This is a genomic window from uncultured Clostridium sp., assembly GCF_900547735.1.
In the GTDB taxonomy this organism is placed as follows: domain Bacteria; phylum Bacillota; class Clostridia; order Lachnospirales; family Lachnospiraceae; genus Otoolea.
The window spans coordinates 21,779-44,585 of record NZ_URHZ01000008.1 but is presented as its reverse complement, the minus strand read 5'-3'; the positions used below and the strand labels follow the sequence as shown (position 1 = coordinate 44,585).

Below are 22,807 nucleotides of genomic sequence, written 5' to 3'. Positions count from 1 at the left end.
CACACGGATTGACGATTGAAAACAGGTTTGTTATACTCGAGATCGGCGGCGGGAGCGAGGGACCGACGGACTGCTCCCGCCGGATATTGAAACAGACAGGCTGCCCCTTTTGCATCGGGGCAAAGTACGCCGATCATTGAAGGAAATAATCAGTATGGAAACAGAGACAATAAATGCAGTGCTCTATGACAGAGATATCCGCGAACCGCTTTTTGATTATCTGGAGGAGCGTTTTGGAAAGACCAGGATGTTTGAAGAAAAGATAATGGGGAGATCCAGGGCCGATATTATTATGCTGACGGAGAACCGTCTGATTGGCCTGGAGATTAAGAGTGATGCCGATACATATGAGCGCCTGAAGAGACAGATCCGGGATTACGACAAATTCTGTGACGAAAATTATGTGGTCATCGGCAAATCCCATGTAAAACATGTGGAAGAACACATTCCGGCCTGGTGGGGGATTCTCGTGGTGGAGGCAATGGGGGGTGAGATTGTCATCAGCGAGAAAAAAGCCGCGTCACCCAATCCGAAAATGAAGAAGGAGCATCAGATTACACTCCTCTGGCGCCCGGAACTACAGAATCTGCTTGCAGCCAACCATCTGCCCGCCTATAAACGGAAGAGCAAGAAATTCGTCCGGCAGAAGCTGCTTGAGAAGATGCAATGGGAAGATTTAAAACCGCAGATATGCGAGGAATTGTTTGAGCGGGACTATACACTGTGGGATGAGGAATTAGAGGCGTATCGGGAATCGGAATTGGGAAAGTAACAGGATTGACAAGGAACAGAGACTCTGATATACTGGACACAGTTTTGACAGAGGGAGGTATATAATGATTTATTCTATCCGTTTAAGATGAGAAAGGAACTGAATCCTGATTTTTCGGAGGTTTTTTTCTTGTACCTGATTTGCGGATGAATAAAAAGTTATAGACCATTATGGAGGGGTATCCCGGATACTCTGGATGGAAGTCTACCGGAACTGCGGCAGACGTGCAGACTGAGATGCGCGGCTGTTTATCCAATTTATTGTGGGATTGTTCCGTGGCTTTATGGGTCGGAGCGGCCGCTTTTTATATCTGTAGATTTAGGCAGGAAACCTTTGAGGGGTCCTGCTTTTTTGATGCCGCCGTTACAGAGCGGAAAAGCGGGGAAGGATGTCGGTGGGAGAGTGGAACTGACAACAGATATGATTATGGAGATTTAAATATGACGGAAAAAAATAACAGAAATAGTGACGGATATAACAACAGCGGTAACATCAATAGCAGCAACAGTAGCAGCGGCAAATGGAAACAGCGTTTCTTTACAATTACAGTGGGGCAGACGGTTTCGCTGATTGGCAGTTCGGCCGTACAGTTTGCGCTTATCTGGTGGCTGGCCAGTGAGACACAGTCACCGATGATGCTTGGAATTTCAGGACTGGCGGCTTTTCTGCCGATGACGTTTTTAAGTCCTGTGGCAGGAGTGCTGGCGGACCGTTTTAACCGGAAGGCGATCTGTATCTGTGCGGACCTGTTTATCGGATTGTCGGCCATGGTATTTGCATGGTTCATGTGGAACTATGATGTGCCCTGTGAATATGCAATTCTGGTTCTCTTTTTAAGGGGAATCGGTGACACCTTTCATCAGCCGTCCATCAGGGCGATTATCCCTCAGCTGGTGCCCTCAGAAAGCCTTGTAAAGGCCAACGGCTGGAGCCAGTTTATGCAGTCCGGCGCCTTTATGCTGGGACCTGTATTGGGAGCGGCGCTCTTTGCAGCGCTGCCGATGCCTCTTGTGCTGCTTACGGATACGCTGGGAGCGGTCATTGCCAGTCTGCTCCTGGGAGCAGTTAAAATACCTCCTGTTGCAAAAGCAGGGGAGGAGAGTGGAAACGGAGAGAAGAAAGATAGGGAAAAGGGAAAATTCTTCAGGGAGCTTAAAGAGGGGGCGGAGGTTTATCTGGAAGATCCGAAGCTTCTGATTCTCATGGCGGCTCAGACATTCAGCATGATTTTTTTCCTTCCGCTGTCCTCCTTTTATCCGCTGATGACCAGCAGCTACTTTAACCTGGGAGCCTGGCATGCCAGCGCGGTGGAACTGTCGTTCGCAGTTGGAATGATGGGTTCCGCCGTACTTCTGGGAAGTGTGATAGAGGTAAAGGATAAGATCAAGACGGCCTATATCGGCCTCGTTGCAATCGGGATCATGTCGGCCCTGTGCGGCCTTACGCCGCCGACCATGTGGGGGTGGTGGATGTTCACCTTCTTCTGCGGTCTGCTGGGAGCAAGCGGTAATATACACAGTATTCCTATCGTGGCCTATATGCAGGAGACGATAGCGCCGGAAAAAATGGGCCGGGCCTTTTCACTTATGGGAATGGCCGGTTCCCTGGCAATGCCGATCGGCCTGCTGGTCGCCAGCCCGGCCGCCGAGAAAATAGGCGTGCATATGTGGTTTTTAGTCACAGGAATCGCGATCATCCTGATCACGATCTGTGCGGTGATGGCAAACAGGAAAAAGAGCAGGGAGTAAATCCCTGAAGAGGTGCAAAAAAGTTCCGGTTTCGCAGACTGTAAACTGCGAAACCGGAACTTTTTTGCATAGAACACTTCATCGAATCACTCTTCCCGCCCGGCCTGCAGTTTATGGAAATACTCCAGGAAAAGCTGCAGCGGCCTGCTCATATAGGTGCGGTCGTTCCAGGCGATAATCGGGATCGTCTCGACCGTTACTCCCGCTATCTCCTTCAGATGGATCCGCCTGCAGTCAAACAGCTTGGTAATTTCTGCCGGGATAAAGCAGGCGGCCAGCCCCGCGGAGGTGAGCATAATACGGCTCATGACGCCGCTGCATTCGAATGCCATATTCAGTTCAAAACCGTGCAGGCGGCATTCCTCCTGCAGTAAATTTGCATAATCCCAGATATGGCGTTCCCGGTCTACGTTTGTGCCGGAGCAAAATGGAATTCCGCGCAGCAGTTCGATGGGAATTTCCTTCTGATCCGGACAGGGATCCATGGTTTCGTGGATTGCAAGCATTGATTTTTCTTTGTTTAGTGGGATATAGGGCCAGTTTTTGACATCAGACATGGGGAGACGCAGGCAGACAACGTGGACGGTCCCCTGTGCGAGCTGCTCTAACAGTTGACTCGGCACCTGGGGTGTAATTCTAATCATAATATGGGGGTACTGCTTTCGGAAGTCGGCCAGATACGGTATCAGATGCGGGAAATCGGTATAGATTGTTCCGACATTAATCTGTCCGTGTACCCCGGATGCCGCTTCACGCACCGCCTCCACCGTATTAAGCAGATCTTCCTGGATCTTCTTGCTCCTTTTATACAGGACTTCACCGGCAGGCGTCAAATCCACGCCATGGTTGTTACGGACGACAAGCTGACATCCCAGTTCCTCCTCTAAGAGCGTCAACTGCCGGGAAAGAGCGGGCTGGGAGAGAAACAGTTTCCCCGCGGCCTGCGTGATATTTTTATTTTCTGCAATAGCGACAAAGACCTTCATCTGTTGTGTGTTCATGAACTACTCCTTTCCCCAAAAGAGTATTTTTAACATGGTATAAGCTATTGTTATGACCAACGCAAATTTATTGATCTTTTACATTGTAGCAAACATTTTTTATAATAACAATACAAAAAGGCGCGCGCGGCCAATTTAATTTTTGTGAAAATGCACAAAGAATAATATTCTAAAGAAAGGGAGTAACGGTTCGGAAAAAAGCATTCCGCGAAGCGGTAAAGCGGTAACAGCGGAGGCTCTGAATCGTTACGGAAGGAAAAAAATTATGTCTTGTGATTATCCACATTTGTTTTCCCCTATCATAATTAATGGAAGACGGGTACGAAACCGTATTGCAAGCGCTCCCATGAGCCACAGGGGAGAGATCCCCAGATATACGCGGCAGGCACAGGAATTTTTCAGCAGCATTGCAAAGGGCGGAGCCGGTATTGTTGCAATGGGTGAAGCCGGTGTAGATTCCAGGGTGGATATTTGCCATCCCTATGATTCCCACTTAGACCACCCGGTGATCCTTCCCTCTCTGGCGGGCGCCATTGATGCGATCCACCTGTGGGGCGCCCTGGCTTCCGTGGAGCTGGTTCATTCGGGGAACCGTGCGCATCCCGACTACATACCTTCCGGCTCTAAAATCATCGGCCCCTGTGAAATGACCAATCTTTACGGGGCATCCGTCATAGCAATGGATGAGGCAATGATGAATGAGACGGCCGATAAATACGCATATGCCGCTTATATGGCCCAGTATGCGGGAATTGACATTATAAATATTCATCTTGGCCATGGCTGGCTGCTTTCCCAATTTTTATCCAATCTGGATAACCACCGTACGGATGAATACGGAGGAAGCCTTGAAAACAGGGCGCGTTTTCCGCTTATGGTCATTGACCGTATCCGGCAGAAATGCGGCAGCAGGATGATACTGGAAGTCCGCGTCAGCGGAGAGGAGGCCGTGGACGGCGGACTTACCAAAGAGGATACCGTAGAGCTGGCAAAGATGCTGGATGATAAAGTCGATATAATCCATATTTCTGCAGGAACCTTCCACCTCACCGACACGGCCTGCCGGATGTTCCCGACGGTCTTTACGCCCAGAGGCTGCAACACCCATGTCTCCGAAGCCGTGAAGAAAGTCTGTAAACATGCGGTGGTTGCGGTGGTAGGAGGCCTGAACGACCCGGATATCATGGAAGACATCCTGGCAAAGGGAAAGGCAGATATCGTTGTCGCCGCCCGGGCATTCCTGGCGGATCCGGACTTCCCGAAAAAGGCACGCACCGGCCATGCCGATACAATTGTGCACTGCATGCGCTGTTCCTCCTGTAACAGCGTCGGTTTTATTCCCCATGTTCCCTTCTCCTCCGGTACTCTGCGCTGTTCCGTCAATCCGACCCTGGGCCGTGAGTTCGAGACAAGCCATCACCAGACTCCGCCGGATACGGTAAAAAAGGTCATGGTGGCAGGCGGAGGCCCTGGCGGCATGGAAGCGGCCCTGACGGCGGCACGCAGGGGACATCGGGTCACCCTGTTTGAAAAGTCGGACCGCCTGGGCGCGAACTTGTATTATGCGGACGGCATTCCATTTAAGAGCGATCTGGTCGCATACCGCAAGAGTATTATAGCCAACGTAGAGCAGGCGGAGAACCTGGAAGTCAGGCTGAATACACCGGTTACGGCAGAGCTTATCAAAGAGGAAAAACCGGACGTACTGATTGCCGCCTGCGGTGCAGTTCCCGTGATACCTCCGATCCCGGGCGTGAACCTGCCCATCGTCCATTCCGTTACAGACCTGTTTAAGAAAGAGCTGAAGCCGGGAAAAAATGTAGTCATGATCGGCGGAGGCCAGGCTGGATGCGAGGAGGCCCTTGCTCTTGCCGCAAAGGGACACGAGGTTACGATCGTCGAAGTGCAGCCTGAACTTGCCCGTGAAGCGCACTTTGTATACTGGAAGCACCTGCTCCGTGTAATTGCCGGAGAGCCTCATATCACAGCCATGCGCAGCACGCAGGTAAAAGAGATCCTGGATGACGGCGTATTGGCGGCGGGTCCGGATGGGGAGGAAAAAATGCTGCCTGCCGATACCGTCCTGATTGCGACAGGCATGACCGAGGACAACGATATGTTCAGTGAGTGGGATAAACTTGTTCCCGATCTGCGGATTATCGGTGACTGTGAGCGCACCGCCCGCATCATGGAGGCTGTGAGAAGCGGCTATTGTGCGGGATATTCGATTGATTAACGCTTAGAACCTTAGAACGTATCGGGGACAATTTTCCCGATACGTTCCGGGAACTGTGAAAGATATTATCACGACAGAGGGGGTAAAATATGACTATTATTATTGCTGTTTTAGTAGTTTACATGGCTGGCATGCTGTACATCGGCTTCAGGGGTAAAAAATCCCAGTCTATGAAAGATTACCTTACCGCCGGCGGAAAAAACGGATTGTTTCTCATGGCATGTGCCTATTTGGGCTCAACCGTAGGAAACGGGGTTTTCGTGGGCGGCGCCCAAAATGGTTTTAATTACGGTATCGGAGGCCTGTGGTTTGGCATTGGTTCCGTTCTGTCACTGGTGCTTTTCGGCTTAGTTATGTCAAAGGCGCTTCACCGCAGGGGTGTTATTACAATTCCCCAGTTAATCATGAACCGTTACAACAGTAAAGCAGCAGCAGTTATTATCGCGCTGCTTGCAATCTCATGCAGCCTTGGAATCATGGCTTCCCAGTTCCTGGCCGGAGCGGCTCTTTTCAGCTCTCTGGGACTGAACCCCAAGCTCGGTATTATTTTACTTGGTGTAGTTGTTATTCTCTACTGTGGATTCTCCGGAATGTGGGGCGTTGTTATGACCGACTCCATTCAGGCTGTCGTAATGCTGTTCGGAGCCTGTTTCTGTATTATTACCATTGCCATGAAAGGAGGATTCGACACTATTTCAGCAGCACTTCCCCCGAGTAATTTCGAGGCCGTTCCTTTTGATACGGAAACTTTCTTAATGATGCTGGCGCCCAGCGCTTTAATCGGTTTAATTTCCGGCCCGTCTTTCCAGAGAAATGCATCGTGTAAAGATGAGAAAACTGCGTTCTGGGCACCGATTATCGGCGCCGTTGCCTCACTGCCCTTTGTCGTTATTCCCGTTATTATCGGCATGTACGGAAAAGCCCTTTTCCCGGAGGCGGAGAGCGCTTCCATCTTATTTATGGTGGTTCTCGACGCATGTCCGCCTATCCTGGCAGGCCTTATGCTCGCGGCGATTCTGGCAGCGGTTATGTCGACCGTGGATATTATTATCCTGAATATCTCGGCGAACCTGGTTCATGATATTTATGCAGGCATTATCAATCCGAAGGCCGATGAGGAGAAGCTCAGTAAAATTACGGTGGCGGTTACCTTTGCCGTCGGAATCTGCGGCCTCATTATTTCCCTGCAGTTTTCAAATATCATTTCCCTGCTCTCGTCCGCCTATTCGCTCCAGAATGCAGGCTCTCTGGTAATGGTTCTGGGCGCTCTGTATTGGAAGAAGGGAACAAAGGAGGGGGCGGTTGCAGGCGCACTGGCCGGCGTTGCAGTCGTATTACTGTCTAAGTTCGGCGTGCCGATTCCCTATGTTTCATTGACGCCGTTTATTCCCTCGCTGATTATCTATGTTGCCGTCAGTCTTTTTACACAGGAAAAAGAGCCTGCAAATCAGTAAGGACGGCAGGCAAAAAGAAGCTCTTCGGATTTGATGTTAAAATTCCGAAGAGCTTCTTTTTATGTCTTGTTGAGTGACAATGAAAAGTTCGCAAAGCGTGTTTTTCGTTGTTCCGGTTTATGTTTTAATCCGGTTTTTCCGTTTTTTGACGCCACCAGACATAGGACATAATACAGGGAATGGCCATGCTGCCCAGCAGGAGAGCCATGATAATATATTTGCCGCCTTGATCGGTCATGGACCAGCCGAAAATCAAAGACAGAGCCCCGGCCGTAAACATGGTTTTGCCTCCCAGCCGGTGGGTTTTTCTCCAGATTTCATCGTCGGATAAGGTCCATGGCGTTTTGAGGCCCATGTAGAAATTACTCTTTGTCTTCGGCAGGACGTTGCCCAGGAACATGAAGAGGATTCCAACAACGATCGTAACAATTCTGCCTACCGAAATATGACCGGGAAAGAATGATTCGCTCAGTGTGATTCCCAGCATTACAAGCAGAAAGAACTGCATGAAAATACAGAAGGAGTCGTAATATGGCGCAAACTTTATCAAATTCCTTTTGCGGGGATCAATTTTGGGCATATTATCAAATAAAAAGGCCATAAACGGGAGCAGGCCGCAGCATAGCCAGATTGTTGGTTTCGGACTGTAGGTCACGGTACCGTTAAATCCCCAGTTTGTGGGAATCTTATCGGGAAGCCACGGATACAGGGCGGCCGTTATGAGAATGCCCAACACGGCAAGGGCGTAATTTAATATTCTGAGTTTCTTATTTTTCATCGGATGTCTCCCCTTTCAATGTTAATATCCAGTTCATAATATCGTCCATGACGGTCGTATTGAGGGAATAGTAAATATATTTCCCGTTTTTTTCGTCGTCAATCAGGCCCGCTGATTTGAGGATAGACAGGTGGTGGGAAATCGTTGCGCCCGTCATCTGAAAATGATCCACAATATCGCCTGCCGCCATTGCTCCGTCCTTCAGCAGGTTCAGGATTTCACGTCTGGTGGGATCGGACAATGCTTTAAAGGTGTCTCCAAAGGCCATAATTACCTCCCTTCCGTTGAGCCCGCCCAAGACCGTTGCCCGTGGCAGGCAGGAGTGTCTCATTTAGACGTTTAGAGAAATGTCTAAATGTATTTCTGCCTAAAGAATAGCACGCCTGGATGGGATAGTCAATACGTTTCCGGAATTTTGTGTTTCCTGTATTTGGGAATTTGTTGAGGCGTCCGCATTCTTTAACCGGCTTTTTTACCTGAAAGTATTTGTGTCCGGCCCTGCGCGGGAGTATACTGAAATGAGAAGAATAAGAGATGGGGGATTTTACGATGGGAGAGGCGGTTCAGGGAAAATCAGATAATATTCTTGGAACACTTCCGGTTGGACGTTTGCTTGGGAAATTTGCGGTTCCCAGCATTATTGCCATGCTGGTGGGAGCTTTATATAATATTGTAGATCAGTTTTTTATCGGAAGAAGTGTGGGAGAGTTGGGAAATGCGGCGACGAATGTGGCTTTTCCGCTCAGCACGTCCTGCATTGCGATTGCGCTTTTATGCGGAGTCGGAGGGGCCTCCGCTTTTAATCTTACGATGGGGAGGGGGGACAGCGGGAAGGCGCCTCACTTTATAGGCAATGCCGCCGTATTAATGGTGGGCTGCGGCGCTCTGCTCTGTATTGTGGTACAAATCTTTTTGACCCCTCTGCTGCGCTTTTTCGGCTCCCCGGAAAATATCCTGGACTATGCCAGGACGTATACCGGAATCACCTCTTTTGGTTTTCCCTTTCTGATTCTGACAAGCGGTGGAGGCCATCTGGTCAGGGCGGACGGCAGTCCGAGAAAATCCATGATTTACAACTTGTCGGGAGCGGTCATCAACACCATTCTTGATCCCCTTTTTATTTTCGGGTTTGGCATGGGAATGGCCGGGGCGGCGTTGGCTACCATTATCGGCCAGATCTTTTCGGGATGTCTGGTAATCCGTTATCTCTGCCGATTTAAAACGGTGCGTTTAGAGCGGCGTCATCTGATTCTTAGAAAAGAATATGCGGGCCTGCTCGCCTCGCTGGGGGCGGCCTCGTTTTTTAACCAGCTTGCGATGATGATTGTTCAGATCGTGTTGAATAAATCGCTGACCTACTACGGGGCGTTATCCTCCTATGGGGAATCGGTTCCTTTGGCCTGCGCGGGAATTATCACAAAGGTGAACCAGGTGTTTTTCTCCGTTGTAATCGGACTGTCCCAGGGAATGCAGCCAATTGCCAGCTTTAATTACGGGGCAAAAAATTACGCCAGAGTGCGGGAAGTGTATCTGCTGGCCATACGCCGCGGAGCCGTTGTGTCCGTGCTGTCTTTTGCCTGTTTCCAGTTAATTCCCAGGCAGATCATCGCCCTGTTCGGGCGCGGTTCGGAGCAGTATTTTCTGTTCGCGGCCAAGTATTTCAGAATCTATCTCTTTTTTACGTTTTTAAACTGCGTTCAGCCGATTTCCTCCAATCTGTTTACATCCATCGGGAAGCCGAAAAAAGGAATTTTCCTTTCCCTGACAAGGCAGCTTTTATTTCTGCTTCCGCTGATTCTTATTTTCCCTGTTTTTTTCGGGATCGACGGGATCATGTATGCGGGGCCTATTGCCGATCTCGTGGCCGCTGTGGTTGCCATTTCGATGGCAAGGTCGGAGCTGCGCAGGATGCGGCGGGAGGAGCTTTGCCTGGAAGAGCCGGAGCGGATGACGGTGGACCCGGAAGGACCGGAGCGGAAAACGGTGGACCTGGAAGGACCGGAGCGGAAGACGGTGGACCCGGAAGAACCGGAACAGGGGGAAACAGTATTGCAGGCGGCCGGTATTAACGAGCTGAAGCAGGATGGAGTGGAATGATTTTCTCCATAAAACCCTGAAAAGATAAAATAAATCAAGAAAATTGATTAAATTCGTACCTTGTAAGCCGAAATGAAGTGTGTTAACATTTATAAAGCAACAGAAATTGACAGCGAAAATTGAATAGAATAAAGCGAAGAAGAGGAAGAGTAATTGTTTTTACGGAAAATGCAGAGAGCTGCCGGGTGGTGCGAGGCGGTCGGGGAAAAACAGTGAACTGGCCTCAGAGCAGCCGGCTGAAGGTCCATAGGGATTGGGTAGGTGCGGACGGAATTCCCGCCGTAGAAAGGGGAATGGCATGAAGTGCCGGTGAGGGCATGGCGATTGCGCCGTGAAATAGAGTGGTACCGCGTATATGATTACATTGCGTCTCTATAAAAATGTTTCGGGTAAACATTTTTATGGGGACTTTTTTTGAGCGGCAATGAAAAGTTCGCGAAGCGTGCTTTTCGTTGTTCGGAAAAGTTCCCCAGAAGTTCTCAGGAAATAGCGATAACCGTATAAGGGAGGAAATGAAAATGAATGTAAATGTAGCGGAAAAGTATGGTAAATCTTATTTTATGCCCCCGGTCGTTACCTACGACTGGGTGAAAAAAGATTATATTGATAAAGCGCCGATCTGGTGCAGCGTGGATTTGCGCGACGGAAACCAGGCCCTTGTGGAGCCGATGGGACTGAGTGAAAAGCTGGAGTTTTTCAAAATGCTCGTCGAGGTTGGATTCAAGGAGATTGAGGTCGGTTTTCCGGCTGCTTCCGATACGGAATACCAGTTTATCAGGGCTCTTATCGAGCGGAACATGATTCCGGACGATGTGACGATCCAGGTGCTGACCCAGGCGAGAGAACATATTATCAAAAAGACATTTGAGGCGGTAAAGGGCGCTCCCCACGCCATCGTGCATCTTTACAATTCCACCTCTGTTGCACAGAGGGAACAGGTATTTAAGAAGGGACGCGACGAGGTTAAGAAAATAGCAGTGGACGGCGCCGTGCTTTTGAAGAGCCTGGCCGATGCGACGGAAGGTAACTTTACATTTGAATACAGCCCGGAGAGTTTCCCGGGAACAGAGGTCGACTATGCGGTGGAAGTCTGCAACGCAGTCCTGGACGTGTGGAAACCGACACCGGAGAAAAAGGTGATTATCAACATTCCCACCACGGTCCAGATTGCCATGCCTCACGTATTTGCCTCACAGGTTGAGTATATCCATAAATGTTTAAAATACAGGGACAGCGTGGTTCTCAGTGTCCATCCGCACAATGACAGAGGCTGTGGAATCAGCGACGCGGAGATGGGAGTGCTGGCCGGTGCGGACCGTATAGAAGGGACGCTCTTTGGAAACGGTGAGAGGACGGGTAACGTGGATCTCGTCACGGTTGCAATGAACATGTTCTGCCACGGTGTGGAGCCGAAGCTGGATTTTAGCAATATTGCAAAAGTCAGGGAGACATATGAGACCCTGACCGGCATGAAGGTTTATGAGAGGACGCCGTATGCGGGCGATCTCGTATTTACCGCATTTTCCGGTTCCCATCAGGATGCTATTTCCAAGGGCATGTCCTGGAGAGAAGAAGGAAAGAGCGGAGAGAGATGGGATGTTCCGTATCTTCCCATCGATCCGGCCGATGTCGGACGTGAGTATGAGTCTGACGTTATCCGTATCAACAGCCAGTCCGGCAAGGGCGGAGTAGCCTTTATCCTGAAACAGAACTTTGGCATCGATGTGCCGGATAAGATGCGTGAGGAGGTAGGCTACCTCGTGAAGGGAGTTTCCGACAGAAAGCATCAGGAACTGGCTCCCGCGGAGATTTACCAGATATTCGAGGATCACTATATTGCACCGAGAAATATTTTCAATATTACCGAATACGATTTCAGACAGACCGAGGAAGGAATTGCAGCACAGGTGACAATTGAGCAGAATAAGGAAAGACGCGTGATTGAGGCCACAGGAAACGGCCGGTTAGATGCCGTCAGCAATGCAATCAAACTTTATTTCGGCCTGAGCTATGAACTGAGTATTTACGAAGAGCATGCCGTTTCCAGGGGATCTTCCTCCAAGGCAGCTTCCTACGTGGGCATTATGAACCAGGGCAATATGTTCTGGGGCGTGGGCATTGATGAGGATATTATTATAAGCTCCATTGAGGCGCTTGTCTCAGCCGCCAATAAACTGGCTGCCAGCCAGAATGTGAAAGAGGGCCGGGAAGAGAGAATCGTTGATATTATGAAATATGTACAGAGCCATTACTGCGACGTGACTCTGGAGAATCTGGCGGAAAGTTTTAATTTGTCAAAACCGTATCTGTCCAGATATATCAGGCAGAAATCGGGAATGACATTCCAGGAAGCCGTCAAAAAGGCGAGACTTAAAAAGGCGAGAAAAATGCTGAAAGAGTCGAACCAGTCGGTGGAATCCATTGCGGAGACCGTCGGATATGAGACGGTGGAGCATTTTAACCGTTTGTTTAAGAAAACATATGATATGACCCCTGGCCAGTACAGGGCGCAGAGCCGCAGTGTATAACCCTTCTGCCGACGGCAGAATAACACGATGAGTGTTACAGTTCTCTGCACCGCCACTTGCCGGCAGGGGAGTCAACTATAACAATATTAGACAGGGGAGCCCTCCTCGTCTATACTCCCCCATGCAGGACACCAAATCCTTGATGTCCTGTGTGGGGGAGTTTTGGTTGAATAATTTTGCAATCGGTGTTATCGTAAAAATATAAAAGCGAACAGGGTGTGCATATCACAAAAGGAGGGTGCCGTATGGCGGTAGCAGGAGCATTTATTGTACCTCATCCTCCCCTTATCCTGCCGGATATAGGGAGAGGGGAAGAGCGGAGAATTCAGAAAACCATTGATGCCTACCGGGAAATTGCGAAGGAGGCCGCCGCCATGCATCCGGATACGGTGGTCATTCTCTCACCGCACAGCGTCATGTACCGGGACTATTTCCATATATCCCCGGGAACGCGGGCTAAGGGGGACTTCGGCCTCTATGGATACCCGGATTTAGAGATTGGCGGTATCTATGACACGGAGTTTGTTGCGGAGCTTTGCGGACTCGCCGAGGAGGAGAATATCGCGGCGGGGACGGAAGGGGAGAGAGGACGGGAGCTTGACCATGCCACAATGATACCGCTCTATTTCCTGAACAGGGAGATGAAGGATTTTAAGGTGGTCAGGATCGGTCTTTCGGGTCTTCCGTTTGAGGAACATTTCAGGCTTGGACGCTGTATTGCGGAGGCGGCCGGGAGGCTGGAACGCAGGATTGTGGTAATCGCCAGCGGCGATCTTTCGCACTGCCTGCTGGACAGCGGCCCTTATGAATACACAAAAGAGGGACCGGAGTATGACCGGAGAGTAACGGAGATCATGGCGGGAGGAGAGCTGCACCGGATGCTTGAATTTTCGGAAGAGTTCTGCGGGAAAGCGGGAGAATGCGGTCATCGCGCCTTTTGTATCATGGCCGGATGCCTCGAAGGAAAGACACTTCGCTCACGTCTCCTGTCGTATGAGGGGCCGTTTGGAGTGGGCTACGCGGTGGCCGCATTCCAGGACGCCTATGTGGCGCTGGCCAGGGAATCCCTGACCTGTTTTCTGGAGAACGGCCGTGAAATGCAGGAGCCGGAACAGGCATCCTTTAAAGTGCCGGAGGAGATGCTTAAAACCCGGGCCGGAGTATTTGTTTCCCTGAAAAAGGACGGGGAACTGCGGGGATGCATCGGGACAATCCAGGGAGTACAAAAGAATGTGGCGCTTGAAATCATCGATAATGCGGTCAGCGCTGGAATCTATGATCCCAGATTTCCGGAGGTAAAAAGAGAGGAACTTCCTGAAATTATCTGCACCGTGGATGTGCTGGGGGAGGCCGAACCCGTTCACGCAATAAAAGAACTGGATGTAAAGCGATACGGCGTCATCGTGAGCTGCGGGCGGAGAAGGGGGCTTCTCCTTCCCAACCTGGAGGGGGTCGATACGGTGGAACAGCAGATTTTTATCGCCCTTAAAAAGGCCGGAATCGACGAGGAAGAAGACTATAAACTGGAACGTTTTGAGGTGGTGAGACATTATTGAAAACAGCCTGTAATGTATGTGCAAACCACTGTATGCCGGAGGAAGGCCGGACAGGCCTGTGCAGGGTGAGATATAACCGGGGCGGACAGATTAAAAGCAATGCCTATGGGAAAGTGACTTCGGTCTCCCTGGATCCGATTGAAAAGAAGCCGCTCCACTATTTCTATCCGGGGAGCCGCATATTGTCACTTGGAAGCTACGGCTGCAGTTTTTCCTGTCCTTTCTGCCAGAACTATGAGATTTCCATGGCAGGAGAGGAGGAGATTTTGAGCGGAGCGCTGCCCATCCGTGATCTGAGCCCGGAGTTTTACCGGATGGTTCACGGCAGCCTGGAGGATGTGAAGAGGTTCATCGTCACCGCGGCCGGGAAAAGCCATGTGGAGGTGACAACGCTTGTAATTCCGGGACTCAATGATTCGGAGGAAGAGATAGAGGAACTGGCCCGGTGGCTTGCATCGATCCGGCCGGATATCCCGCTTCATCTGAACCGGTTTTTCCCCAGATACAGGATGACGGACCGGGAAGCGACAAACATTGAGACACTGCTACGGCTGGCGGATACAGCCAGAGGCTATCTGAGGTTTGTGAAGGTGGGAAACTGCTGAATGGCGGTAAATGGATCATCAGGATCGCATACTGAAACGAATGACAGCGGTGAAGCCGGAGGAAATGATTCCTCCGGCTTTGTAAGTGAGACTGCCGCTTAGTAGAACTCCCGCTCATTCAAACTCCTATTTATAAAGCTTATCATAATAATGACAGTACAGCGCCGCCACAGGATTATGCGCCAGAACACGGTCTTTTGCAATCAGAGTTGTGACCGGAGCTTCGGAGTGCTTATTGAACAGGGCGTCATGGCCGACGCATAAGCCGATGACAATATTCAAATCAGTGCCTGCCCGGTTCAGATAGCGGGCCTGCAGAACGGGATTGCACATAGGCTCAAACTGGTTCGGATGAATCTTATCTTCCTCGGCGAGGCCCATCTCCTTCTTATCGCGGCTGCCCACCTTGCAGATTACGCTTACATAATCAATTCCGTTTTTCTTCAGTATCCTGGCAAATGTTTTAGCCTCATTAATCAGCCCGGAGCAGGTAGCAATCCCCACGCGTTTTGCACCAATGGCCTTGATAAAGAGGACGGTCTCCTCCACCCGGGTCTTCTGGCAGTAATAATTTCCCTCGATTTTAGCGGAAGCTCTCGCCATCCTTCCGTCGATCGTGTCGGATGCGTAAAGAGAAGCAATCTCGTCCAGCTCGTCCCTGTCGGCCTGTTCGGTCAGGCAGAACGGCGGGTAACTGCCGTCTTCAGTACCGCAGCCTAAAAGACCGCAGTCCGTACAGGTGTGCAGCTTGGGAACATGACATGTATCCGCAGCCTGGGAATCGTTTTGAGCCGGTGTCTGCGGCGTGTTCGTTCTTTCTGTGTTATCCATATGTGACAGCCTCCTTTGAATTAAAGATGTCTTTTTATTCAGTATATATGGCGGGGATTGGGGTGTCAAATAATTAAATTCCTTGTCCTGCCATGTGAAAGTATTTATAATAGCAATATCAGACAAAATCCGACAAGACCAGTCAATCCCACAAGAAGGAATGGAGACTTACCCGCAAAGAGGAGAAAACCCGTAATGAAGAAGATAGCAGTGGTAACCAATCAAAGAAATATAGCACAGTTCTACGCGGACGAACTGAAGAACCTGTTTCAGGAGCACCTGGAAACGGAGGTCTATTCGGTGGAAGACGGTCCCGGCATCCTGATGGGGATTACGGCCGACCTGATTCTGGTTTCCACACATGGAGTCTACGATCTTGTTAAACGGTACGTGCGCAACTGCGATGATATCTTTATTGCCGATATCACACTGAAAAAGCAGTCGCTGAACCAGATGAAGATGCTGCCGTCCGGCACCAAGGCGATGCTTGTAAATATTACGCTGGAGATGGCGGTGGAGACGATCGGCCTGATTTATAACTCAGGGATTTCCCATGTGGAAATAGTGCCGTTTTATCCCGGGATGAAGGAACCTCCCGCCTGCAGTCTCGCCATAACGCCGGGAGAACGGGATCTGGTTCCGCCCTGGGTTACCGACGTGATCGATCTGCAGGACCGGGTTCTATCCACCAGGACGATTGTAAACGTTGCGACCAGGCTCAATCTGGAGTATCTGCTTCAGACCGCGGTATTTGAGAATTACTTTCAGACACTGGCAAAGGCGGACTACGGCACGGAGCAGCTTCTGGATGAGGTCAGTTCGATGGAAAAGAAGCTGAATCTGGTGATGAAAATATTTGACGGCAGTATTATTACCCTGAACCGCAGCAGGAAGATCAATTTTATCAATAAGTCGGCCGAAAAGATTCTGAACCGGAGGCAGGAGCAGATTCTGGGCTGCACGCTGGAGGAGACGATTGCTCCGCTGGCGAAACTGGTGCCGAAGATTGGGGATGAGGCGTTTAAGGGGTTCCCGGAGGAAGCGGAATCGCTGAAGGATCGGATTATCACTTTTGAGGAACAGCTTCTGTCTATTTCGGTCTATCCGCTTTCCGATCCGGAGGGAATTTCGGGCCATCTGATTCTGATTAAAAGATTCACGGATATTGAGAAGGAGCAGTATACCATCCGCCGTCAGATTGTTTCCCGCGGCTATGCTGCCAAGTATACATTTGATGATATTGTCGGAAAGAGCGCCGGTATCACGATGCTGAAGGAGACGGCCAGAAAGATGGCCTATTCCGATTCCGCCGTTCTAATCTACGGCCAGAGCGGTACGGGGAAAGAGCTGTTTGCCCAGTCCATCCATAACAGTTCCAACAGAAAGGATAATCCCTTTATTGCGATTAACTGTGCCTCCATTCCGGAGAACCTGCTGGAAAGTGAATTGTTCGGCTACAATGAAGGCGCCTTCACAGGAGCAAAAAAAGGAGGAAAGGTTGGTTACTTTGAGCTGGCCGACAAGGGAACCCTGTTTTTAGATGAAATCAGTGAAATGAACTTTGCCTTACAGACCAGGCTGCTCCGCGTGCTGCAGGAAAAAGAGATTATCAGAATCGGAGGAGACCGGGTTATTAATATCGATGTGCGCATTATCTCGGCCAGCAATAAAAACCTGAAGGAACTGGTGCGGAAAAATCAGTTCCGGCAGGATCTTTATTACCGCCTCAATGTGCTGTCACTGCAGCTTCCCCCTCTCTGCCAGAGAAGGGGAGACATACCCATCCTGCTGGAGCGGTTCCAGGAAAAATTCAAGACGAACTTTGAATTTACAAAGGAGGCGATGGATGCAATCTGCCGCGGCCGCTGGGAGGGCAATGTACGCGAACTCAGCAATTTTGCAGAGCGCCTGATGTATTTCGGAAAACAGAAGATGGATGTCAAAGATGTCCTGCAGTTGATGGACGATGATGAGATTCAGGAAGAACCCTGCCTGAGGGATGAGGAAGAGACATTGATGAAACAGTTTCTGCGTCAGTTCGGCAGCCAGGGAAGACGTTATACCGCAGTGCTCCGCGTCCTGCAGGAGGGGGAAGAAGAGGGAGAAAAACTGGGACGCAAAAGTATCAGTGACCGGATGGCGCTGAAGGGACTGCGCTGTACGGAGCAGGAGGTGAGAACCATATTAAAGAATCTGTCCAATTATACGATGGTGCAGATATTCCCGGGAAGAGGCGGGACGGCCATCACCGATTTTGGAGCCAGAGCGCTGAGATATATGGAGCGGGAGGTAAAAGGAGAGAAAAAACGGGATGGTACGTTCCGTACTGTCATGTTTACATGAATATCTGGTTGAATAAACAACCAGAACAACCTGAAAATGAAGGAGAAAAAAGCCTGTCTTTTCTGTGCAATCGTCAAGAACAACTTAAAAAAGCTGATTTTTGTTGAGTTTGCGTGCTGAATTTTGTTTTTTTAAAATTTGGCACGCAAATTGCTGTTTTATAGAGTAAAGAGAAGGGAGGGAATACGATGGTCATCACCGATACGGAAATGGAGCGGCTGAACGGCTGCCTGCAAAAGATTGGGAAAACTGAAATAGGAATTTTCCCCACGCCGCTGCACCGATTGTACAATCTGGAGGAGACGCTTGAGTTTGGGAAAATCTTTATTAAAAGAGATGATATGACCGGATTGGGACCCGGGGGAAATAAGGTCCGCAGCCTTGAATTTATTATGAAGCAGGTGTTGGACGGACATCACGATCTCGTAATAGTTTCGGGTCCGATGCAGTCCAACCTGTGTACGCTTGCAGCCAATGCCTGCGCAAGGCTGAGAGTCGAATGCGTCATCGTCCACAATGGTGAAAAACCTGAAAAATTCTGCGGAAACGAACTGCTTAACCATTTGAGCCAGGTCAAGACGTATTATGCAGGAGCAATCAGCCGCCCCCGGAGAGACGAGTACGTATCAAACCTGTGCGAGGCATACCGTGCCCAGGGGAGGAACCCGTATGTCATTGAAAATGGAGCCACAACCGGTTTTGGGGCGCTTGGATATGTGAATGCGGCGGTGGAGCTGATGCGCCAGAATGAGGAACAGAAACTGGGGATCCGCGATTTGTTTGTACCCGGAGGCAACGGCGGAGTGGCGGCCGGACTGATCTTCGGAAACGCGCAGCTAGGGTGTCCGTTCCGCATTAATGTAATCAGCGTGGATGACGACAGAATCCTGCTGTCGGAAGGAATAGAATCGGCGCTCTCCCAGGTGGAGAAAATAACGGGATTGTCCTTTGAACGGGGAACGGAGGAAGGTTTCATTATCCTTGATGATTACAGGGGCGGAGGCTGGGGAAGCAATACGCCCGAAAGTTCCGGAATGGTGTTACAATTCCCGGCGGAGGAAGGCCTGTACCTTGAAAATGTCTATAACAGCAAAGTAATGGCAGGCATGATTGACCGGATTCGAAAAGGAAAGACAGAGGGCAATGTATGCTTCCTGCATACGGGAGGATTTGGCTCGCTGTTTGCCCAGTTTGAAGAATAAACAGAATGTGAGGAGTAACAAAAACACACAAGAGAAAGAGAGGGAGATTATGAAGAAAAATTTTGTTAAGAAAAGCCTGATGAAAAAAAGCTTTGTACTGATTACGGCGGCCGCTTTAATTCTGACGGGCTGCGGTTCCGGGAAAACGGGCGCCGCTCCTGAAAAAAGCGCACCGGCAGAATCGGAAGAAAGCGCCGGAGCCGGCGATTCCGGGGCAAAAGGCTCCGAATTTAAAGACACGCTGTCCGTCGCGATTAGGGACGAACCGGCCAGCCTGGATCCGCATCTGAACACCCAGCTTGTTTCCGAGGCGGTGCGCCGTGAAATATACGATTTCCTGGTGGTAAAGGATGAGGACGGAAATCTGGTTCCATCCGTAGCCACAAGCTGGGAAAACGTGGATGACACCACAATCCGCTTTACGCTTCGTGACGACGTAATCTTTCATAACGGCGAAAAAATGACCGCCGAGGACGTGCGTTACACACTGGTGCGCGCCAGCGAAAAATCGGGAAGCGCTCCTCTGTTCCAGTCCATTGACACGGAAAATACAAAGGTGATTGACGATGTGACCTTAGAGCTGAAGCTGAAAGAGCCGATGGCTCCGATTTTCAACTTCCTGTCCGCGCCGGAAGGTGGAATTCTCTGTAAGAAAGCTGTCGAGGAAATGGGCGACGATGAGTTCGGCCGCAATCCTGTAGGTTCCGGTCCTCTAAAAATGAAAAACTGGACAACGGGAACCAGTATCGAACTGGAACGCAACGAAGATTACTGGGGAGAGAAGCCAACTTATAAGACACTTCTCATCAAATTTATCGCAGAACCGGCCAACAGGACGATTGAGCTGGAAACAGGCGGAGTTGACCTGATCTACGATGTTTCCACAAACGATATTGACAGAATCAAAGAGAACCAGGAACTGCGCCTTGTCAGCGGAACAGGCCTGAAACACACCTATATCAGTATCAGCATGGAAGATCCGGTGATGAAAGACATCCGTGTGCGCCAGGCTCTGGCATACGCCCTGGATATGGACTCGATTGTAGACGCCGTATTTACAGGCACCGCAAAAACTTCGGATTCCGTTATGTCACCCAATATCTTTGGTTATGTATCGATGGGAATCAACCCCTATGATCCGGATCAGGCAAAAGCGCTTCTGAAAGAAGCCGGTTATGAGAACGGTCTGGACATTACGGTAAAAGGATATGATAATACACAGTTTGTGGATATTCTGGAAATCGCCCAGAATATGTGGAAGGCAGTGGGCGTGAATGCCAAAGTCGATATCATGGAATATGCATCCTTTGCAGAGCAGGAAGCAGCCGGTGAAGTACAGCTTGGAATCTCCGCATTTACGGCCAGCTCCGGGGATCCGGATCAGGCATTGGGTCTATGGAAGAGCGGCTACGGCGGCGTTTTACAGGGAAATGACGATAAGATCGACGCATATCTGGACGAAGGACGCACGATTTACGATGAAACCGAACGTGCCGCATTATATAAAGAAGCACAGAAATATATGTGGGATACACATTACATGATCCCGATTGCATTCTCCGATGTTGTCTATGCGACTTCCGCAAAAGTCGAAAATCTGGAATGCAGCCCGGGAAACACGCCGAATCTGGCCAAGGTTATTGTACATGAATAATGAAATGACATAGTGATATGCTGCCATGCAGAAAACGGAAAACGCGGCTGTATGGCAGCTGCAAAGTGAGGTGAAATATCGTTGTATCGTTATATAGTCAGACGTTTATTTATGATGCTGCCGGTTTTGCTTGGCATCTCTTTTGTTATTTTTACAATGATGTATTTCACACCGGGCGATCCGGCGAGAATGCTGCTGGGAGAGCGTGCAGAGGAATCCGTTGTGGAGGAGCTGCGGGAGGAAATGGGGTTAAATGAACCGTTTCTCGTCCGCTATGGAAAGTACATTAAAGGAATCGTCACGGAGGGAGATCTGGGAATTTCCTATTCAACCAAGCGTCCGGTTCTGGAAGAAATTCTCGATCGCTTCCCGACAACGCTTTTGCTGGCAACATTGAGTATCACGCTGGCGCTGATTATCGGAATTGTGGCAGGCGTAATCGCGGCGACCAAACAGTATTCCATATTCGACAATTTGGCCACGGGGCTGTCTCTGTTAGGCGTGTCGATGCCGACGTTCTGGCAGGGACTAATGTTAATTATCGTATTTGCCGTCTGGCTCCGGGTTCTGCCTGCATCCGGTTTTTCCGGTCCGCGCTACTGGGTTCTGCCTGTGCTGGCCATCGGACCCAGCACCGCTTCTACAATTATGCGAATGACGCGTTCCAGTATGCTGGAAGTCCTGCGGCAGGATTATATCCGCACGGCCAGGGCCAAAGGACAGACGGAGCGGGTCGTAATTGTAAAGCATGCGCTTAAAAATGCACTGATTCCCATTATCACCGTAGCCGGCCTGTCCTTCGGCGGCCTGCTTGGCGGAGCCGTCATGGCGGAGACGATTTTCTCCATCCCCGGACTCGGGAAAATGATGGTGGATGCGATCAATGCCCGGAATTATCCGGTGGTGCAGGGCGGTGTCCTGTTTGTAGCCATTGTGGTCAGCCTGGTCAATCTTGTCGTCGATCTTTTATACGCCTTTATTGACCCAAGGATAAAATCACAGTATAAGGCGCAGAAACGAAGAAAAGAAAACACACGGACCGTGAGCCGCGAAGCGGTTCAGACGGCGAATCAGGAAACAGATAGAAAATAAGGGGGTGGCTTTGTGTTGGCAGCAGATGTAAAAAAGAACGGAACTGGGGCCAGAAAGCGGCAGAGCCAGCTAAAAGGAATCTGGCGCAGACTGAAAAAGAATAAGGCGGCCATGTTGGGTCTGATTGTCATTATTCTCCTGATTATCTGTGCCGTTCTGGCGCCCGTTATCGCACCATACGGATATGATGATCAGTTGCTGAGCCGGAGATTTATATTTCCTTGCCGGGAGTTTCCATTCGGAACCGATAACCTGGGCCGTGATATACTGAGCCGCGTGATCTACGGAAGCCGTATCTCGCTGGCGGTCGGTCTTGTTTCCGTGAGCATTTCCGTTGTATTCGGAACAATTCTTGGCTCTATTGCGGGATATTACGGCAATGTGCTGGACAATGTGATCATGCGCGCCATTGACATTGTCCTTTCGATTCCCAGTATTCTACTGGCGATCTCCATCGCGGCCATGCTCGGGCAGGGACTGTTTAATCTGATGATAGCCATCGGAGTCAGTGAAATTCCGCGGTATGCCAGAGTGGTGCGCGCACAGATTCTGTCGGTCAAGGATCAGGAATTTGTGGAGGCGGCCCGGGCGGTTGGAGCCAGTGATTTCCATATTATTTTGTTCCATATTCTGCCCAACTGCCTGGCGCCGATGATCGTACAGGCAACCATCGGAGTGGCAACGGCCATTCTGGATGCGGCGGGCTTAAGCTTTATCGGCCTTGGAATCCAGCCGCCGATACCGGACTGGGGCGGCATGCTTTCGGCAGGTCGTCAGTATATCCGGGATTACTGGTATATAGTTACATTCCCGGGTCTGATGATTATGATGACGATTTATTCGCTGAATCTCTTTGGTGACGGCCTGCGGGATGCGCTGGATCCACGTTTAAAGAATTAGGAGGGCGGCA

17 protein-coding genes and 1 other annotated feature are annotated in these 22,807 nt (G+C 50.2%); of the genes, 13 read left to right on the top strand and 4 right to left on the bottom strand.

Annotation, left to right across the window (positions count from 1 at the left end; translation table 11 throughout):
- Positions 1–154: 154 nt before the first annotated feature.
- Both QZT18_RS03995 and QZT18_RS03990 read left to right on the top strand, forming a co-directional pair.
- A complete protein-coding gene (locus QZT18_RS03995; RefSeq protein ID WP_366925787.1) occupies positions 155–772 on the top strand; it encodes an MmcB family DNA repair protein in 618 nt (205 codons plus the stop codon).
- Between the two features lie 440 nt (positions 773–1,212).
- Complete coding sequence (locus QZT18_RS03990) at positions 1,213–2,520, top strand: MFS transporter (RefSeq protein WP_294144793.1); 1,308 nt, start codon at positions 1,213–1,215, stop codon at positions 2,518–2,520.
- A gap of 86 nt (positions 2,521–2,606) precedes the next feature.
- Here QZT18_RS03990 and QZT18_RS03985 read toward each other — a convergent pair whose 3' ends face one another.
- The gene (locus QZT18_RS03985; protein ID WP_294144791.1) at positions 2,607–3,521 is read right to left on the bottom strand and encodes a LysR family transcriptional regulator; all 915 of its coding nucleotides are present in this window, start codon (positions 3,519–3,521) and stop codon (positions 2,607–2,609) included.
- Positions 3,522–3,786: 265 nt separating this feature from the next.
- Here QZT18_RS03985 and QZT18_RS03980 point away from each other — a divergent pair, with 265 nt between their 5' ends.
- Together QZT18_RS03980 and QZT18_RS03975 are read left to right on the top strand one after the other, a co-directional pair.
- Positions 3,787–5,757, top strand: a complete 1,971-nt coding sequence (locus QZT18_RS03980) for an FAD-dependent oxidoreductase (protein WP_294144789.1) — start codon at positions 3,787–3,789, stop codon at positions 5,755–5,757.
- Between the two features lie 89 nt (positions 5,758–5,846).
- Positions 5,847–7,211: a sodium:solute symporter gene (locus tag QZT18_RS03975; RefSeq protein ID WP_294144786.1), complete on the top strand. Its 1,365-nt coding sequence runs from the start codon at positions 5,847–5,849 to the stop codon at positions 7,209–7,211.
- A 124-nt stretch (positions 7,212–7,335) separates the two neighbouring features.
- On the opposite strand, the gene QZT18_RS03970 is transcribed toward QZT18_RS03975, so the two are convergent.
- Together QZT18_RS03970 and QZT18_RS03965 are read right to left on the bottom strand one after the other, a co-directional pair.
- On the bottom strand, positions 7,336–7,989 hold the full coding sequence (locus QZT18_RS03970; RefSeq protein WP_294144784.1) for an SdpI family protein: 654 nt from the start codon (positions 7,987–7,989) through the stop codon (positions 7,336–7,338).
- The gene (locus QZT18_RS03965; protein WP_294144782.1) at positions 7,979–8,257 is read right to left on the bottom strand and encodes an autorepressor SdpR family transcription factor; all 279 of its coding nucleotides are present in this window, start codon (positions 8,255–8,257) and stop codon (positions 7,979–7,981) included. The genes QZT18_RS03970 and QZT18_RS03965 overlap by 11 nt, the downstream gene beginning before the upstream one ends.
- Positions 8,258–8,523: 266 nt before the next feature.
- Here QZT18_RS03965 and QZT18_RS03960 point away from each other — a divergent pair, with 266 nt between their 5' ends.
- The 4 genes from QZT18_RS03960 to QZT18_RS03945 all read left to right on the top strand — a co-directional run bounded on the left by QZT18_RS03960 (position 8,524) and on the right by QZT18_RS03945 (position 14,775).
- Positions 8,524–10,086, top strand: coding sequence for an MATE family efflux transporter (locus tag QZT18_RS03960; RefSeq protein ID WP_294144758.1), 1,563 nt, complete (start codon positions 8,524–8,526; stop codon positions 10,084–10,086).
- A gap of 127 nt (positions 10,087–10,213) precedes the next feature.
- Positions 10,214–10,463 (top strand) — a binding site (T-box leader).
- Between the two features lie 141 nt (positions 10,464–10,604).
- Positions 10,605–12,614, top strand: a complete 2,010-nt coding sequence (locus QZT18_RS03955) for a 2-isopropylmalate synthase (protein WP_366925786.1) — start codon at positions 10,605–10,607, stop codon at positions 12,612–12,614.
- 245 nt (positions 12,615–12,859) lie between these two features.
- Complete coding sequence (gene amrA / locus QZT18_RS03950) at positions 12,860–14,170, top strand: AmmeMemoRadiSam system protein A (RefSeq protein WP_294144753.1); 1,311 nt, start codon at positions 12,860–12,862, stop codon at positions 14,168–14,170.
- Complete coding sequence (locus QZT18_RS03945) at positions 14,167–14,775, top strand: radical SAM protein (RefSeq protein ID WP_294144750.1); 609 nt, start codon at positions 14,167–14,169, stop codon at positions 14,773–14,775. Before amrA ends, QZT18_RS03945 begins: the two co-directional genes overlap by 4 nt.
- A 126-nt stretch (positions 14,776–14,901) precedes the next feature.
- On the opposite strand, the gene QZT18_RS03940 is transcribed toward QZT18_RS03945, so the two are convergent.
- Positions 14,902–15,606, bottom strand: a complete 705-nt coding sequence (locus QZT18_RS03940) for a DUF1847 domain-containing protein (RefSeq protein WP_294144748.1) — start codon at positions 15,604–15,606, stop codon at positions 14,902–14,904.
- A 195-nt stretch (positions 15,607–15,801) separates the two neighbouring features.
- Between QZT18_RS03940 and QZT18_RS03935 the strand changes: the two genes are divergently transcribed.
- The 5 genes from QZT18_RS03935 (at position 15,802) to QZT18_RS03915 (ending at position 22,797) form a co-directional block, all read left to right on the top strand.
- Positions 15,802–17,949, top strand: a complete 2,148-nt coding sequence (locus QZT18_RS03935; protein WP_294144747.1) for a sigma-54-dependent Fis family transcriptional regulator — start codon at positions 15,802–15,804, stop codon at positions 17,947–17,949.
- 188 nt (positions 17,950–18,137) lie between these two features.
- On the top strand, positions 18,138–19,151 hold the full coding sequence (locus QZT18_RS03930; protein WP_294144745.1) for a pyridoxal-phosphate dependent enzyme: 1,014 nt from the start codon (positions 18,138–18,140) through the stop codon (positions 19,149–19,151).
- A 49-nt stretch (positions 19,152–19,200) separates the two neighbouring features.
- Positions 19,201–20,805 (top strand): ABC transporter substrate-binding protein, encoded by a 1,605-nt coding sequence (locus QZT18_RS03925; RefSeq protein ID WP_294144743.1) that lies wholly within the window; start codon positions 19,201–19,203, stop codon positions 20,803–20,805.
- Positions 20,806–20,886: 81 nt separating this feature from the next.
- The gene (locus QZT18_RS03920; protein ID WP_294144741.1) at positions 20,887–21,897 is read left to right on the top strand and encodes an ABC transporter permease; all 1,011 of its coding nucleotides are present in this window, start codon (positions 20,887–20,889) and stop codon (positions 21,895–21,897) included.
- A 12-nt stretch (positions 21,898–21,909) separates the two neighbouring features.
- Positions 21,910–22,797: an ABC transporter permease gene (locus QZT18_RS03915; RefSeq protein WP_294144739.1), complete on the top strand. Its 888-nt coding sequence runs from the start codon at positions 21,910–21,912 to the stop codon at positions 22,795–22,797.
- Positions 22,798–22,807: the final 10 nt, after the last annotated feature.

Bases quoted from the DNA above. Each gene is read 5' to 3' on its own strand.
- QZT18_RS03955 (WP_366925786.1), top strand. From the start codon at position 10,605: ATGAATGTAAATGTAGCGGAAAAGTATGGTAAATCTTATTTTATGCCC.
- QZT18_RS03975 (WP_294144786.1), top strand. From the start codon at position 5,847: ATGACTATTATTATTGCTGTTTTAGTAGTTTACATGGCTGGCATGCTG.
- QZT18_RS03925 (WP_294144743.1), top strand. From the start codon at position 19,201: ATGAAGAAAAATTTTGTTAAGAAAAGCCTGATGAAAAAAAGCTTTGTA.
- QZT18_RS03980 (WP_294144789.1), top strand. From the start codon at position 3,787: ATGTCTTGTGATTATCCACATTTGTTTTCCCCTATCATAATTAATGGA.
- QZT18_RS03935 (WP_294144747.1), top strand. From the start codon at position 15,802: ATGAAGAAGATAGCAGTGGTAACCAATCAAAGAAATATAGCACAGTTC.
- QZT18_RS03965 (WP_294144782.1), bottom strand. From the start codon at position 8,257: ATGGCCTTTGGAGACACCTTTAAAGCATTGTCCGATCCCACCAGACGT.
- QZT18_RS03940 (WP_294144748.1), bottom strand. From the start codon at position 15,606: ATGGATAACACAGAAAGAACGAACACGCCGCAGACACCGGCTCAAAAC.
- QZT18_RS03985 (WP_294144791.1), bottom strand. From the start codon at position 3,521: ATGAACACACAACAGATGAAGGTCTTTGTCGCTATTGCAGAAAATAAA.
- amrA (WP_294144753.1), top strand. From the start codon at position 12,860: ATGGCGGTAGCAGGAGCATTTATTGTACCTCATCCTCCCCTTATCCTG.
- QZT18_RS03930 (WP_294144745.1), top strand. From the start codon at position 18,138: ATGGTCATCACCGATACGGAAATGGAGCGGCTGAACGGCTGCCTGCAA.
- QZT18_RS03960 (WP_294144758.1), top strand. From the start codon at position 8,524: ATGGGGGATTTTACGATGGGAGAGGCGGTTCAGGGAAAATCAGATAAT.
- QZT18_RS03995 (WP_366925787.1), top strand. From the start codon at position 155: ATGGAAACAGAGACAATAAATGCAGTGCTCTATGACAGAGATATCCGC.
- QZT18_RS03990 (WP_294144793.1), top strand. From the start codon at position 1,213: ATGACGGAAAAAAATAACAGAAATAGTGACGGATATAACAACAGCGGT.
- QZT18_RS03970 (WP_294144784.1), bottom strand. From the start codon at position 7,989: ATGAAAAATAAGAAACTCAGAATATTAAATTACGCCCTTGCCGTGTTG.